The organism is Vibrio ordalii ATCC 33509, from assembly GCA_000257205.1.
Classification (GTDB): Bacteria; Pseudomonadota; Gammaproteobacteria; order Enterobacterales; family Vibrionaceae; genus Vibrio; species Vibrio ordalii.
The window spans coordinates 16,534-33,080 of the sequence record AEZC01000141.1; the positions used below are offsets into that span (position 1 = coordinate 16,534).

At 45.4% G+C, this 16,547-nt stretch carries 13 protein-coding genes; 8 read left to right on the forward strand and 5 right to left on the reverse strand.

Translation table 11 applies throughout. From position 1 onward, the window contains the following. Position 1 precedes the first annotated feature (1 nt). The 7 genes from VOR_RS0110255 to purT all read left to right on the forward strand — a co-directional run bounded on the left by VOR_RS0110255 (position 2) and on the right by purT (position 8,915). Positions 2-2,137 (forward strand): type I secretion system permease/ATPase, encoded by a 2,136-nt coding sequence (locus tag VOR_RS0110255; protein ID WP_010319620.1) that lies wholly within the window; start codon positions 2-4, stop codon positions 2,135-2,137. A 276-nt stretch (positions 2,138-2,413) separates the two neighbouring features. Then, entirely contained in the window at positions 2,414-3,781 is a 1,368-nt protein-coding gene (locus tag VOR_RS0110260) for an L-cystine transporter (protein WP_010319621.1), read from the forward strand. Positions 3,782-3,932: 151 nt separating this feature from the next. After that, positions 3,933-5,357 (forward strand): exodeoxyribonuclease I, encoded by a 1,425-nt coding sequence (sbcB, locus tag VOR_RS0110265; protein WP_010319622.1) that lies wholly within the window; start codon positions 3,933-3,935, stop codon positions 5,355-5,357. A 124-nt stretch (positions 5,358-5,481) separates the two neighbouring features. Continuing rightward, positions 5,482-5,814: a CidA/LrgA family protein gene (locus VOR_RS0110270; protein ID WP_033197434.1), complete on the forward strand. Its 333-nt coding sequence runs from the start codon at positions 5,482-5,484 to the stop codon at positions 5,812-5,814. Then, a complete protein-coding gene (locus tag VOR_RS0110275; RefSeq protein WP_010319624.1) occupies positions 5,814-6,494 on the forward strand; it encodes a CidB/LrgB family autolysis modulator in 681 nt (226 codons plus the stop codon). Before VOR_RS0110270 ends, VOR_RS0110275 begins: the two co-directional genes overlap by 1 nt. A 208-nt stretch (positions 6,495-6,702) precedes the next feature. Further along, positions 6,703-7,590 carry a cytidine deaminase gene (gene cdd / locus VOR_RS0110280; protein WP_010319625.1) on the forward strand — a complete coding sequence of 296 codons (888 nt, stop codon included), beginning with the start codon at positions 6,703-6,705 and terminating at the stop codon, positions 7,588-7,590. Positions 7,591-7,739: 149 nt separating this feature from the next. Beyond that, positions 7,740-8,915 (forward strand): formate-dependent phosphoribosylglycinamide formyltransferase, encoded by a 1,176-nt coding sequence (purT, locus tag VOR_RS0110285; RefSeq protein ID WP_010319626.1) that lies wholly within the window; start codon positions 7,740-7,742, stop codon positions 8,913-8,915. Positions 8,916-8,990: 75 nt separating this feature from the next. Here the strand turns inward: purT and VOR_RS0110290 are convergent, their stop codons facing one another. After that, positions 8,991-10,289, reverse strand: coding sequence for a methyl-accepting chemotaxis protein (locus tag VOR_RS0110290; protein WP_010319627.1), 1,299 nt, complete (start codon positions 10,287-10,289; stop codon positions 8,991-8,993). Positions 10,290-10,445: 156 nt separating this feature from the next. Next, complete coding sequence (locus VOR_RS0110295; RefSeq protein ID WP_010319628.1) at positions 10,446-11,093, reverse strand: thiopurine S-methyltransferase; 648 nt, start codon at positions 11,091-11,093, stop codon at positions 10,446-10,448. A gap of 348 nt (positions 11,094-11,441) precedes the next feature. Here VOR_RS0110295 and VOR_RS0110300 point away from each other — a divergent pair, with 348 nt between their 5' ends. Further along, entirely contained in the window at positions 11,442-12,215 is a 774-nt protein-coding gene (locus VOR_RS0110300; protein WP_010319629.1) for a RelA/SpoT domain-containing protein, read from the forward strand. Between the two features lie 70 nt (positions 12,216-12,285). On the opposite strand, the gene ihfA is transcribed toward VOR_RS0110300, so the two are convergent. From ihfA to pheS, 3 genes are all read right to left on the reverse strand, one after another. After that, entirely contained in the window at positions 12,286-12,582 is a 297-nt protein-coding gene (ihfA, locus tag VOR_RS0110305) for an integration host factor subunit alpha (protein ID WP_010319630.1), read from the reverse strand. Positions 12,583-13,009: 427 nt separating this feature from the next. Further along, on the reverse strand, positions 13,010-15,397 hold the full coding sequence (gene pheT, locus VOR_RS0110315; RefSeq protein WP_010319631.1) for a phenylalanine--tRNA ligase subunit beta: 2,388 nt from the start codon (positions 15,395-15,397) through the stop codon (positions 13,010-13,012). 16 nt (positions 15,398-15,413) lie between these two features. Continuing rightward, positions 15,414-16,397, reverse strand: a complete 984-nt coding sequence (pheS, locus tag VOR_RS0110320) for a phenylalanine--tRNA ligase subunit alpha (protein ID WP_010319632.1) — start codon at positions 16,395-16,397, stop codon at positions 15,414-15,416. Positions 16,398-16,547: the final 150 nt, after the last annotated feature.

Here is a 16,547-nt window from a genome sequence, read left to right on the forward strand (position 1 = left end):
AGTGGATACCTTAACCAACACCGTCTCAACGGTTCATGATCAAGAAAGCCATGGCGCATTAGCGGCCCTCTCGTTTGCCAGCCTTTCGTTTGATAAGAAAGTCACGCCATCACAACTGATTCATACACTAGGCGTTGCCGAAAATGAGCTCAGTGCTCTCGACATTCAGCGAGCCGCTCAATCTATTGGTCTGAAAAGCCGAATGATCACCGTCAGAGGAAGCGAGCCAATCCCGCTACCTGCATTGGTCAAAATCCGTCAGCAGTGGCATGTCATTCATGCGCTAAACGAGTATGGTTGGACCTTGTACGATCCAATTAAACAGCGCTATTTCGAGTTTCCGTTGGCGCAAGGATCTTCAAGTTCCTGTTATGAGGTCTTATTACTGATTGAGCAGAGTATAGAGCCAAGCGATGTCGCTTTTGGCCTCCGCTGGTTTATGCCTTCGGTACTTCGTCAGTCAAAACAGCTACGTGATGTGTTTCTGTATTCGATTGTGCTGCAACTGTTTGCCCTGTTTGGTCCCAAACTTTTTGAAACCGTTATTGATAAGGTTCTTGTGGGGCGAAGTTTGTCGAGTTTGCACGTTTTAGCGCTGGCTATGCTTGCGCTGGCCATTGCTGAACCTCTTTACAGTTATTTGCGCAATACGGTTTTTGGTCATCTTTCTAGTCAAGTCAATGCAGAGCTATCGGGGCGATTGTATCGGCATTTGATTAATCTTCCATTAAGTTATTTCAAGCAGCGTCAAACGGGGCAGATCATCGCCCGCGTACGAGAAATGTCACAAATACGTCAGTTTTTGACGGGCTCAACCTTAATGCTGCTCTTGGATCTCATTTTTATCACCCTCTTTATTGGTGTGATGTTTCATTATGCGCCAGCGCTCACCGGGCTGATTATCGGTTCATTAGTAATTTATTTTCTGCTGTGGTTAGGTATTGGACCTTGGGTTCGTCACAAGGTAACGACAGAGTATGACGCAGAAGCAGAGACAACCACCTTCCTGACTGAATCTATAACGGGTATCGAAACAATCAAGACAACCGCAACGGAAGCTCGATTTTTAGAACGGTGGCAGCAAATACTCAGTCGACAAATTGAATGCGCGTTTTCAGCCCAAAAAGCCAGTTTGATTGCTGGGCAATTGATTGCCTTAGTGCAGAAAATAGCCGCTGCCATTTTACTTTGGTGGGGAGTCAACTTAGTGCTCAATGGGCAGCTCACCCCCGGTGAATTGGTCGCCTTCAATATGCTAGCAGGGCATGTTACTCAACCCGTTTTGCGACTTGCGCAAGTGTGGCAAGATTTCCAGCACACCTTAGTAGCCTTGCGTCGCGTAGGCGACATTCTTAACGAACCGGCTGAAAATAGTAAAGATGGCCTTGCTTCCATCCCTTCTGTTCAAGGAGGCATTGAGTTTAAAAATGTTCGCTTCCGTTATCATATCGATGCACCGGAAGTCTTAGCGAATCTCTCGTTGACCATCGCTCCGGGGCAATTTATCGGTATTACCGGGCCTTCCGGATCAGGCAAAAGTACATTAACGAAACTGCTACAGCGTCTTTATGTACCTTTGCATGGGCAAGTCTTAGTCGATGGTATGGATCTCGCCATTGCAGATCCGGTCTCGTTAAGGCGCAGCATGAGTGTGGTGCTGCAAGAAAGCATGCTATTTGCAGGCAGCGTTGCCGACAATATTCGTCTTTGTAAACCCGATGCAAGCGATGCAGAGCTGATAAACGTTGCAAAGCTTGCTGGTGCGTTAAACTTTATTGAAGCGCTGCCACAAGGGTTTGAACAACAAGTAGGAGAAAGAGGTGCCAACTTATCTGGCGGGCAACGTCAACGCATTGCACTGGCTCGCGCATTGTTAGTTGACCCAAAAATCTTACTGCTTGATGAAGCAACTTCAGCGCTCGATTATCAGTCAGAGGCCGCCATCATGAGCAATATGGGAACCATTTGTCATAACCGCACCGTGATCAGCATTGCGCATCGGTTATCGACGATTCGTCATGCCGATAACATCATCGTCATCGAAGATGGGCAAGTGGCCGAGCAAGGTACTCACGAAGCGTTGCTCGCACGTGCAGGACTTTACGCACGTTTATGGAAACAACAAGTCAGTGGTTAATACATGCTCTTTGATATTAACTAGGCATTAAATAAAACGCATAAAAAACCAACTTATATAGGAAAAATCACACCAATGCGCATAAGTTTCAATCAATCCCTCTGGATTGATAACCATTTGTTCTAAATCATGCTGATTTTGTCTTTGGATTAACCTACGTTAAAAGATATGGTTGCGTTTCATCGCTTTTATTCCCCTTTTACCTAGCATTATCGACTACATCGCTCATCGGCGATCAACGTAATCATGGGTACACAACTTTTAAGGTGTCGCATCATGTCAGTTTCAGCCATTGCCGCACTCGCGGTATTTATTGGCATTCTGTTTTTTCTCTTCGGACAGCAGAAAAAATCTCACACTCTTTCACGCTTAGTGCTACTTGGGTTGATCCTAGGCAGCGCATTTGGCCTTGCTCTACAAGTAGTTCTTGGTGAAGGACATGTGGCTATCAAGGAAACATTAGGCTGGGTCAACGTCGTCGGTAACGGCTATGTGGGTTTGCTCAAAATGGTGATTATGCCTTTGGTGCTGGTGTCGATGATCGCCGCGGTTGTGAAGCTCGATAAAGGGGGCTCGCTGGGTAAAATCTCTGGCCTGACCATTTCTATCTTACTGCTGACGACCGCTGTCTCGGCATTGATCGGTATTTTTGTCACCCAAGCTTTTGGTTTAACAGCAGACGGCCTCGTTGAAGGCAGCCGTGAAACGGCGCGTATTGCTGTACTAGAAAGCCGCGCCGCTACTGTGAGTGATTTAACTATTCCTCAAATGCTATTAAGCTTTATTCCGACCAATCCTTTTGCCGACTTAACCGGTGCTCGCTCAACCTCGATCATCGCTGTGGTTATTTTTGGCGTACTAACGGGTATTGCGGCGCGTAAAGTAATGTCAGAGAAAGCCGAGCTAGAAACGCCAATCCGCACCTTTGTCGAAGCGATACAGTCGATTGTGATGCGCCTCGTGAAAATGGTGATGGCACTAACCCCTTACGGTATTGCGGCGTTGATGGCGAAAGTTGTCGCTACATCAAGTGCGGGCGATATTCTGAGTTTGCTCGGTTTTATTGTCGCCTCTTATGTCGCCATTGCATTGATGTTTGTGGTGCACGGTATATTGGTTTCTTTTGTAGGCGTTAGCCCTAAAGAGTATTTTCAAAAAATTTGGCCAGTGTTGACCTTCGCGTTCACCTCACGTAGCTCAGCGGCAACCATTCCCCTGAATGTAGAAGCGCAAATCACTAAGCTGAACGTACCACCAGCCATTGCCAACCTATCGGCTTCATTCGGTGCCACTATTGGTCAAAACGGCTGCGCTGGTATTTACCCAGCCATGCTCGCAGTGATGGTTGCTCCTACCGTCGGTATTAATCCAATGGACGTGCACTTTATTTTGTCGCTAGTGGCTATTATCGCAATCAGCTCATTTGGTATTGCCGGCGTCGGTGGCGGTGCCACTTTTGCAGCCTTAATCGTGCTACCAGCGATGGGCCTACCAGTGACGATTGCAGCACTGCTTATCTCCATTGAACCCTTGATTGATATGGCCCGCACCGCGTTGAACGTTTCAGGCTCAATGACGGCAGGTACCATTACCAGCCGCTTACTGAACGGTAAACAGGTACAAGTTCAAGAACAGCAAGCCTAGAAAGTAGCGAACATTCTCGTTTTTCTCTAAGCCGGTGCCAATGCGCCGGCTTTTTCATTTCAAATCCTCATCAGAGCATGCTTCGCACATTGCTATGTCACACGGGCAATGGTCTAATAAACCTTAAATTTCAGCGACTGGATACTATCGAATGCGACAAGAGCACCCGCCTACTTTCTTTTTCCTCGACTATGAGACGTGGGGAGTCAACCCTGCGAAAGATCGTCCGAGCCAATTTGCGGGCGTTCGCACCGATATGGATTTTAATATTATTGGCGAACCACTGGTTATCTATTGTCAACCACCAGCGGACTATTTACCTTCTCCAGAAGCGGCGCTTATTACGGGTATCACACCACAAAAAGCTGTGGCCCAAGGCTTGCCAGAGCCTGAATTTATCGCCAAAATTCATCAACAACTCGCTACACCCAATACCACCAGTCTTGGTTACAACAGTATTCGTTTTGATGATGAAGTAACGCGTTACACTTGCTATCGTAATTTCATTGATCCGTATGCTTGGAGCTGGCAAAACGGCAATTCACGCTGGGATTTACTTGATGTGATGCGCGCCTGCCATGCGCTACGCCCAGAAGGCATCAACTGGCCCGAAAATGACGAAGGCTTTACCAGTTTTAAGTTGGAGCATCTCTCGGTTGCCAATGGCATCGAACACGCAAATGCCCACGATGCTATGGCCGATGTTATCGCCACCATTGAGCTGGCCAAAAAAGTAAAAGCCGCCCAACCCAAGTTGTTTGATTACTTTTTTAACATGCGCCATAAACGCAAACTCAATGATCTGATTGATATCGTCAACATGACACCTTTAATGCACGTATCGGGTATGTTAGGCCGAGAATGCCAATACACCAGTTGGATCGTGCCGATTGCTTGGCATCCCACCAATCAAAATGCGGTTATTGTGGTGGACCTTGCCAAAAACCCTCAACCCCTGATCGATTTAAGCAGCGAAGAACTGCATCAACGTCTATATACCAAACGCGAAGAGTTGGCAGAAGATGAATTGCCAGTGCCCATCAAATTAGTGCATCTCAATAAATGCCCTATCCTTGCGCCGGCCAAAACATTAACGGCCGAAAATGCAGACCATATCGGGGTCGATAGAGACCTGTGCCTTGAACACTTAGCACTCATCAAGCAGTACCCAGAGATTAGAGAAAAGCTGATTGGCCTCTACACAATTGAGCGAGAATATAAGCACAGTGACGATGTCGATACTCAACTCTACGACGGTTTCTTCTCTCCGGCCGACAAAGCGGCGATGGAGATCATTCGCCAAGCTGACCCAGTCAATCTCGCCGCATTAGACATTAGTTTTAGCGATAAGCGCATCGAACCCTTGCTGTTTCGCTACCGCGCTCGAAATTACCCATTGACATTAAGTGACGAAGAGCAAAGACGTTGGGCAACTCACTGTCGTGATTATTTCGAAAGCCACCTTGGAGAGTACATGCTCAATTTAGAGAACTTAGTTCACACCCACAGCAGTGACGAAAAGAAAATGGCTATTTTAAAATCCGTTTACCGTTATGTGGAAGACATCGCAAGTTAATGTACGAGGTTTTCGCGCTGTCAGGTTTCAAACCAACACGCTGCGATCCCATTTCCGAAAATAGTTTAGGCACAACAAGGCACCGACTTTTATTGTGAATACCATTGCAAAATATTTGGTCTCTATGGGGCTGATTTTCCTTTGCCTGATGGCAGGTATCAATCTTCAACATTGGCTTGGCATCACCATTCCGGGCAGTATTATCGGAATGCTAATTCTGTTTAGTTTATTGGCAAGTGGGCTCGTGCCTGTCGAATGGGTAAAACCCAGTGCCAGTCTTTTTATCCGTTATATGGTCATTTTATTTGTCCCTATCAGTGTCGGATTAATCGAGCATTTTGATTTATTGATGAGTAACGCCATCCCGATTCTTGCCAGCGCGGTGGGCGGTACGCTGATCGTATTAGTTTGTCTGGGTTTAGGGCTGGATCGTTTTTTGAAAAAGGGGAATAAGTGATGTGGTTATTGCTCACGATTGCGGTCTTTTTCCTGACACGTTGGATCAGCAAAAAATGCAAAACGGCCATAATGAATCCGTTACTGCTCAGCCTTGTGATCATCATTCCTATCTTGCTATTTTTTAACATCCCTTATGCCAGTTACTATGCTGATAACCAGTGGCTTAGCTTTCTGTTGCAACCGGCCGTGGTGGCGCTGGCTTATCCTCTCTATGAACAACTGCCTCAGATCCGCTCAAATTGGCGCATCATTGCCCTCGCCTGCGGGGTGGGCAGTGCTATGTCAATGCTCACAGCCAGCTTAATTGCTGTTTATCTTCAAACGGATATACATTTAATCGCCAGCCTACTGGGTAAATCAGTTACCACACCGATTGCGATGGAAGTTTCCAGTAACCTCGGTGGGGAGCCAGCCATTGCCGCCGTTTTAGTGGTCATTGTAGGGCTGTTTGGCGCGATTCTCGCCTACCCTATCTATAACCTTCTCAACATCACGCATCCCATTGCTAAAGGCTTAACCATGGGCACCGTCTCTCATGCGCTGGGCACAGCAACCTGCGCTGAAAAAGATCCACGTGACGCAGCATTTAGTTCACTGGCATTAGTCGTGTGCGGCGTAATCACATCAATACTTGCTCCAAGTTTTTTTGCTTTTTCAATGTGGTTGTCCACGCTATAGAGTGCCAACAGAAATCAAAGATACGTCTGCTCATGGATTTTGATTGTAGACGTGTCTCACTCTAAGGCTGACTGTAATCGATTTCATGTGTGACCTCACTCTAAATGTGAAAAACAAAATTACGTTACATTGCATTGCGTGACTTAAATCTCAGTAAAATTTCATTCTTCGCCTAGAATATTCCTCAATACATAGATAAGGACTCATTATGAAAAGCCGTATTGAACAGGCGCTAGCTGATACGCCAAAACCCGTTGCAGAATTTTTGTCGCCCATTCTGCTGTGCGATGATTTTGACGCAACCCTATCACCAGAACAGTTCAACCAACTGCTTTCTCTTTCTGGCTTAGACGATGCGGAATTGCGCGTTGCACTGCTGCCTTTTGCGGCCGCCTATGCTTATGTACCACTTTCAAACTTTTACGTGGGAGCCATCGTCAGAGGTTTATCGGGCCGTTTGTACTTTGGCGCAAATATCGAGTTTTCCGGTGCACAATTAGGCCAAACCGTACACGCCGAGCAATGCGCCATCAGCCATGCGTGGATGAAAGGTGAACAAGGCGTTGCGGACATCACCATCAACTTCAGCCCTTGTGGACACTGCCGTCAGTTTATGAATGAGCTTACGACCGCAGACTCGCTTGCCATTCAGCTACCACAGCGTGATGAGAAGTCACTGCAAGAGTACTTACCTGAATCATTTGGTCCTGCCGATTTAGGTGTTGATTCTGGTCTAATGGCAGACGCTAACCACGGCAAAACAACTACCGAAGATGACCCACTCATTGGCTTAGCTCTTAATGGCCTAAACCGCAGTTACGCACCCTATACCAACAATCTCAGTGGTGTTGCCCTGCAAGTTGAGAATGGTAAAACCTACGTCGGTGCGTATGCTGAAAATGCCGCATTCAACCCAAGCTTACCACCATTGCAAGTTGCTCTTGTTCAGTTAATGATGGATGGCCAACACTTTGATAATATTGTCGCAGCCGCATTAGTTGAGATGTCTGATGGCAGCATTAGCCACTTAGCGGATACCCAAGCCACCTTGGAAGTAATTAACCCAGATATTCCTCTTTCCTATCTTGTGGTTTAACTTTATTTACGCCTCTTAAGCCGAGAGGCGTACCCATCCTTTCCAGAACTTGTTCTTTACCCCAAGGCAAACGTTTGCTTTTATTCTTAATTTCAGTATGATTTTGGCTGTTTTCGCTATTACCTATTGCTTGAATGTAAGGATTCACTATGTTTGGTACTGCTACACGTGAAAATGCCACCCGCGTTTTACTGCTTGGTTCCGGAGAATTGGGCAAAGAGGTGGCAATTGAATGCCAACGCCTTGGTTTAGAAGTGATTGCCTGTGATCGCTACGCCAACGCTCCAGCAATGCAGGTGGCGCATCGTAGCCACGTATTGGATATGCTCGATGGCGATGCGCTACAAGCCATTATCGAACTCGAAAAACCTGACTACGTGGTGCCAGAAATTGAAGCAATTGCCACTCACAAGCTGGTTGAACTCGAAGCGCAAGGCTTAAACGTGGTCCCCACAGCAACGGCCACTCAATTGACGATGAACCGTGAAGGCATTCGCCGTTTAGCCGCAGAAACTCTTGCCTTACCTACCTCTCCTTATCAGTTTGCTGATGACTATAATGATTTTGTACTGGCGATTGAGCATGTCGGTATACCTTGCGTAGTTAAGCCTGTGATGAGTTCATCAGGTAAAGGCCAAAGTGTGATTAAGACGCAAGAGGATATTAGCCGCGCTTGGGCATACGCTCAAGAAGGTGGCCGCAGTGGAGCTGGGAGAGTGATCGTCGAAGGCTTTATCGATTTCGACTACGAAATTACACTTTTAACGATTCGAGCAGTTGATGGTGTCCATTTCTGCGCTCCCATTGGTCATCGACAAGAGGAAGGGGATTATCGCGAATCATGGCAACCACAAGTGATGTCAGCTAACGCGATTAAAGCCGCTGAATATGTAGCAGAACAAGTGGTTAATGCACTCGGTGGTTACGGCTTATTTGGTGTTGAACTGTTTATAAAAGGCGATAATGTTATCTTCAATGAAGTGTCCCCTCGCCCACATGATACGGGAATGGTCACCCTCATTTCGCAAGAGATGTCTGAATTTGCGCTACACGTGCGCGCGTTCACGGGTATGCCAATCAATAGTATTACCCAATATGGGCCATCGGCATCTGCGGTTATCTTAGGTCAGGGCTCCTCAGCTAATATCAAGTTTGATGGGGTGAATGAAGCGCTGTCCATCCCGCACACTCAACTTCGTCTGTTTGGTAAACCAGACATTGATGGACGCCGTCGGCTTGGAGTTGCTCTGGCAAAAGATAAAGAACTCAAACAGGCCTTGCACAACGCGATTCAATGCGCTAAAAGCGTGCAAGTTATTCTGTAAAAAAGCAAAGCGAGCCACTAGGCTCGCTTTCATTTTCGCCAACAACACTCGCTTCAGAGCAGTCGCTTCAGAGCTTTAATCTTTAATCAGCTCACTAACCGTGCCAACAACACTGTCCGCTGCCTTTCTCATTTCATCAATCAGCTTTTGCGCCTCTTCCAACTTACTGTTGCAAGCTGTTGCTTGCCCCTGAATTGCCCCCATCATCGATGTCGAACTATTGGTCAACTCACTATTTAGCTTAACAATATTACCAATTTCATCCGTTGCTTTGGTGGTATTAGAAGCTAATGAACGCACTTCATCAGCAACCACCGCAAAACCTCTTCCATACTCCCCGGCACGCGCGGCCTCAATGGCGGCGTTGAGGGCCAGTAAGTTAGTCTGCTCTGCAATGCCTGTAATGGTGGTTACGATTTTGGTGATTTGCTGCGACTGGTTAGCCAGTTGCGTCATCGAGGTATTCGCCTGAGTTATCGCGTTATCAATCTCTTTAGCAATGGAAGCGGCTTCGGCTAAAGTGGTGGTGCCTAGTTGAGCTATATTAACCGTTTCCTGTGAAGTATGATGCGCAGCCGCTGCTGCCTCTTTAATCGTCCGTGCTTGCAGTACTCGTTGCGTGACATCGGAAGCAAACTTAGTCACACCAATCACTTTATGCTTTTCGTTAAAGATGGGGTTATAAGTCGCTTCTAGCCAGATTTCATCACCATGTTTGGTAAAACGTTTAAACAATCCCGTTTTGAAATGACCACTGGCAAGCGACGCCCAAAAATTAGGATCTTTTTTATAAAATTCATCATCACAAAAAAGTCGATGATGCTTACCAACGATTTCTGCCAATTTGTATCCAACACAGGACAAAAAGTTTTGATTCGCCTCAACAACAGTCCCATCGGGGGTGAAAGAAATCACCGCCATTGACTTATCGACAGCTTCAAATACGGATACTTGCCTATCCAATTTCTCTTTTGCAGCAGTCATATCACTGGCAATCTTAACCACCTTAATCACTTTTCCCTGCTCATCTTTTACAGGGATATAAGAGGCTTCAAGCCACACTTTATTATGGCTTTTAGTTAAACGACAAAACGTACCCGCATGAGGTTTACCTTGCGCTAAATTTTGCCAAAGCTGCCCATATTGTGGGGTATTCACAAATTCATGCTCACAAAATATTCGATGGTGTTGACCAACAATTTCAGATAATGAATAGCCCATCACCTTTAAAAATGGGGGGCTAGCCGTTAGAACTTGCCCTTTAGGATCAAACTCAATATAAGCCATCGTATTTTTAATCGAATCGATAACTAATTCATCACAGCTCTTTTTTCGCGGCTGATTATCGCTTGACTTTCGGCTAAACAAACCCATAAGTATTCCCTTAGCATTAGATTAGCCCATATCGACGTTTTAACTTAACCTCATTCAAACGCCTAAAAGCTATCTATTTATTGTTTGTAAATGATTATTGTTTGTAGATGATTATTGTTTGTAGATGATTCGAATAAACGATCTAAGCATAGTCTGCTATTTCTCAATTAACCACACGACTTCAGCAAAACGGCTTAATCCTTGTTGACTGATCTTAGGGTGATGTTGATCGGCGTCATCACGAAACAGACACGTCACTTTGCAGTCAGTGAATAGCGACTCAACTTCATTTTTGGCGACACAGAATGGAGGGCCCGCCATTTCACCTTGAACGTAATCCAGCGTCACAAGCAGCATCCTTCCGCCCTCTTTCAACAATGAAAGCAAGTGAGTAACGTACTCCTCTCGCATTTCAGGGGGCAGCGCAACTAACGCCGCTCGATCGTAAATAAGCTCAACCGCTTTTAGCGGCGCACTAAAGATATCCCCGGTATAAATCATCAACTCATCAAACTGATACAGTTCATGTGCTCCATTTACGCGAGTGACTGTTGGCGTATAAAAATGCTCGGCAAAAAAGGAACGAACGGCAATTTCACTCAGCTCTACACCCTGAACCTCTTCATGCTGGGAGGCAAGCCATATCAGATCTTCACTTTTTCCGCACAATGGCACAAATACACTTTCATTTCGTTGAGGTGAGAGACGAGGCCAATATTGAATCAGTAACGGATTCACATCTTGTAAGTGAAATCCTATTTGGTTGGAGGCCCATTTCTGGTGCCAAAACTCGGGATCTTTCATTATTTTTGTTCTCTACAATTAAAATCTACTGCCAAACAAGCTGCATACTACTGACTAATAAACAAACATCCGCAAGTTCAACAAGCTGTCTAGAGACAGATATTCATATTTGGTTCATTCTCATTAGATACACTTGGTAACACATCAAATCGAACAGATAACCTAGTGGGATGTCTGAAGATAAGACTTGTGATAAAGCGCAAAATTATCGATTAATTGTTCCACGAGCTATTGAGTTCACTTTGTTTAGCCCAAGATCTCGTAGCAGGTAAGTCTGTTTTATTATGCGTTCAGGTTTCTTTTAATCGTTCCACCTTTTACCTAGAAACGCTAAGTTAAGGAGAATGGATGAGCTTATTTCTACGTACGACAGCATTGATGCTATTAGTACTCAGCAGAGCCCCTGCTTTTGCAGCTGTGCCGTTCAATTCAGAAAGTGATGCTAAGGTCGGGGAGTCGAAAAATCAACTCTCATCGAAATTATTCAAACACAGTTTGAGTGGTTTATACGGTATTCAATCCACTAATAACCAAGCTTTGCAATCCCACAGCGATTTTGACATTCTTTACAGTAAAGCTCATCAAGCTCAGTTCGAATTAGAGACGCTATGTAAAAGTGCAGCGCTGTTCACTTCAACAGAGGCTCATTTTTCTGGTATTAAATCCCGCGAGCGTGCCTTGGCCAAAATTGATCATGAGTTAGAGGGACGTGTGGAGAGAATCACTGATTTAGCCAGAGCAACGATTATCGCTCATGATGTGCCAAGCTTAGTCCAAGCATATGAAGTATTAAGCCAAGAAGCTAGCATTGTAAAAGTAAAGAACCGCTTTAAATCGCCTGCCGCATCGGGATATCGTGATTTAAACTTACTGGTTCAACTTCCTAAAACCAATGTCATTGCAGAAGTACAATTACATCTTAAAGCCATTGCAGATGTAAAAAGTGGCCCAGAACATCGTTTCTATGAACAGATCCAGAAGTTTGAACGTGTCGCCGCATTAGAGAAGCGTGCGTTACATGATATTGAAAAGGCGCAAATTAACCACTTTCGCCGCCAATCAGTCGAGCTCTACCAAAACGCCTGGCAGCCGTATATCACCACTCATATTCAAGCAGCCTAATACGTTCAGAACCCTTAACTCACCATAAACAGAAAAAAAAGACCACGCATAGCGTGGTCTATTGCTCGGTCTATTTTTCGACATTAATGTTCTCGACTCGGGCTTTTAATTTCTGCCCTGGGCGGAACGTTACGACACGTCGAGCGGAGATAGGAATATCCTCACCTGTTTTTGGGTTTCGACCCGGACGCTCGTTTTTGTCTCGTAGATCAAAATTACCAAAACCAGATAGTTTTACCTGTTCGCCACTTTCAAGCGCCTTGCGAATTTCTTCGAAAAACACTTCAACCGTTTCCTTGGCATCCCGTTTACTGTATCCAAGCTTTTCAAACAGGTTTTCAGCCAATTCGGCCTTTGTGAGCGCCATAAAACTTCCCTCAAAGCTATGTTAAACCTTGCTGCCTCTAAGCAGCGCCAAAGCATTTTCGCTTAGCCAATCAATAAGATATCGGCTTTACCTGAAAAGTGTATGCCAAGCTTCTGATTTTCGCCAACTTTTTTATTCGCAATAATATTAATAGTTTCATCAAAATAAGCATATATACTGACTGGACTTATAATATTAGGCATTGAAGATTCAGAAAAAACACTGACAATTTAGTTAGTTATATCAGCCCGGCTAACATTTTCAGCATTTAATGCTATTTTGAACGAGTATCAATTTCTGATAAAAAAATTTATAACCTGTTAAATCATAGACTTGTTTAACACTAACTTGTCACTAAATTGCATATAAAAAAGCAGGCTCAACTTGAACCTGCCCAAATAAACTTTTATTTATGCTACTTTTTAAGTTAGTCGCGTAGGGCTGCACCAAACTGCAGTGTCACGGAATTCACAATCAATTCAACCGCGCTTGCAATATCCGCTTCTTCTAAAGTACGTTCAGTAGATTGAAGCATCAACGCAATCGCTAAACTCTTCTTGCCCTCTTCAACCCCTTTGCCTACATAAACGTCAAACAGCTTAACCTCTTTTAGAAGCTCACCACCAGCGTTACGACATGCATCGACAATATCACCTGAAGCAATAGCGCCATCAACAACCAGTGCTATATCACGGCGGTTCGCTGGGAACTTAGACAGTGATGCAGCTTCTGGAATTACACGGGTGTTCACCGCTGACCATTCAAGTTCAAATACGATGGTGCGGCCATTCAAGCCAAACTTACGCTCAAGCTCTGGATGAACAGTGCCTATCACCCCCATAATCTCACCATCGAGAACGATAGCGGCCGATTGCCCTGGGTGCAGCGCTGGGTGTGCAACAGAAGTAAAGCTGTAAGCTTTGCCGTTGGCGGTTAAATCAAGAATGGCTTCCAAGTCACCTTTTAGATCGAAAAAATCAACCGTTACGGTGTCCATGTTCCAGTGCTCTTCACCACGAGTACCGGATATTACACCCGCGAGCATAGGCTCTTGGCGCATACCGTTCTCTGCCGAAGCATCAGGAATAAAACGTAAACCATATTCAAATAAACGAACCCTTGGCTGCTGGCGTTTCTGGTTATGAACCACGGTATTTAATAAACCTTGGATCAAGCCCAAACGCATCGCTGACATATCGGCAGAAATAGGATTAGGTAGAATGAGTGGTTCAACATCTGGAACAATCAGTTTTTGCTGCTCTGGCTCAACGAAGCTGTAGGTGATCGCTTCATGGTAACCACGGTCAACTAACAAATGACGAACACGCTTAAGTGGCAAGTTTGCTTCTTGGTGGTCATTCATGCTCAATGCTGCGACGGGAGCTTGATTAGGGATATTGTTGTAACCGTAAATACGGCCAATTTCCTCAATCAAGTCTTGCTCAATCGCGATATCAAAACGCCACGTTGGCGCGGTAGCAACCCAACTTTCTGCGCAACTCTCAACACTCATACCTAAACGCTTTAGGATTTCAACCACATCAGCATCAGCGATGTGATGACCAAGCAAACTGTCCAGCTTAGTGCGACGAAGTGTGACTTGATTTGGTTTAGGTAAATCCGTTTCAGACTCAACACTAACCACAGGTGCAACTTCACCGCCACAAATATCAACCAACAGCTGCGTCGCTCGTTCCATCGCACTGGCTTGCAACGCGTAGTCAACACCGCGCTCAAAACGCATGGATGAATCAGTATGCAGACCATAGCTACGAGCACGACCTCGGATATGGTCTGGTGCAAAGAAAGCACACTCAAGCAGTACATCTTGAGTTTCTGAGCTAACGCCTGAACCTTCACCACCAAAAATGCCCGCAATGGCTAATGCTTTATTGTGATCGGCAACAACCAGCGTATCGACATTCAACTTAGCTTCTGTACCATCGAGCAGCGTAAGTTTTTCATCCTGCTCGGCCATACGAACAACAATACCGCCTTCGATCTTAGCAAGATCAAAGGCATGCATCGGTTGGCCTTGTTCAAGCAAGATATAGTTAGTGATATCAACCACTGGATCAATTGAACGTAGACCACAGCGGCGTAACTTCTCTTGCATCCAAAGCGGTGTTTGGGCTTGAACATTAATGTTTTTAACCACGCGGCCAAGATAACGCTGACAAGCGGCCGGTGCTTTCACTTCAATAGAGACTTTATCTTCAATTGAAGTAGGAATAGCGATGACCGATGGCTCAGTGACATCAATGCGGTTCAATACACCTACTTCACGAGCAAGGCCACGAATACTAAAGCAATCTGCGCGGTTCGCGGTCAAATCAACATCAATAGTCACATCATCTAAGCTTAGGAATTCGCGGAAATCAGTACCAACGATGGCATCTTCTGCAAGCTCCATAATGCCAGCGGATTCAACATCAATCCCTAGCTCACTGAATGAACAAAGCATGCCGTGAGAAGGCTGACCACGTAATTTTGCTTTTTTAATCTTGAAATCGCCGGGCAGTACCGCACCAACCGTCGCTACCGCCACTTTTAAGCCTTGGCGGCAGTTTGCTGCTCCACAAACGATATCAAGCAGTTCTTCTTCACCCACGTCAACTTTCGTTACACGCAGTTTGTCGGCATCTGGATGTTGACCACATTCCACAACGTGACCCACTTTGACGCCAGTAAATTCACCGGCGACAGCAAGAACGTCATCGACTTCCAAGCCTGCCATTGTAATTTGATGTGTAAGTTCGTCAGTCGTAACCGCAGGGTTAACCCACTCACGAAGCCATGATTCGCTGAATTTCATTGTGTTTACCCTTGAATTACTTGAATTGTTTGAGGAAGCGCAGATCGTTCTCAAAGAACGCGCGTAGGTCGTTGACGCCATAACGAAGCATCGTTAAACGCTCAACACCCATACCAAATGCAAAGCCAGAATATTTTTCAGGGTCAATACCAACACTGCGCAAAACGTTCGGGTGAACCATGCCGCAGCCTAGAACTTCAAGCCATTTACCATTTTTACCCTTCACATCCACTTCCGCAGAAGGTTCTGTAAATGGGAAATAAGAAGGACGGAAACGCACTTCAACTTCTTCTTCAAAGAAGTTACATAAGAAATCGTTCAAAATACCTTTAAGCTGAGCAAAATTGACGTGCTCATCAACCAACATTCCTTCAACTTGGTGGAACATTGGTGTGTGTGTTTGGTCGTAGTCATTACGATATACGCGGCCCGGCGCAATAAAACGAAACGGCGGTTGACCATTTTCCATAGTGCGAATTTGCACACCTGACGTGTGTGTACGCAACATTAAATCTGGATTAAAGAAGAAGGTATCGTGATCAGTACGTGCTGGGTGATCGGCAGCGATATTCAACGCATCAAAGTTGTGGAAGGCGTCTTCAATTTCAGGGCCAGATTCAACATGAAAACCAAGCTCACCAAAGAACTGCTCAATGCGTTCAACTGTGCGAGTCACTGGGTGTAAGCCACCATTTTCAATGCGGCGTCCAGGCAAAGTAACGTCAATCATTTCAGCCGCTAGTTTGGCTTCTAACTCTGCTCGCTGCAAAGCATCTTTACGCGTAGCAATGGCGTGTTGCACTGTTTCTTTCGCAACGTTGATCTCTTGACCTGCAGCGCGGCGTTCTTCGGGTGGCAATTTACCTAGGCTCTGTAGCTGAGTGGTTAACTCACCTTTTTTACCCAAGTACTGAACACGCACTTCATCAAGTGCGACTAGCGAATCGGCAGCATTAATCGCTGCGGTCGCATTAGCAATAATCTCTTCTAGATGTTGCATCGTTTCCTCATCTACCTGCTGGTAGTGTCCGTATAGGATGTTTTTGTATTTTTCAGATAGCTGCACATAGTATCGAAAGCCACCTCTAAAGCCAAATTGAAATGATACTGACGCTTGCTCTTGAGTAAAAAAACGGCATTATTTTTGCCA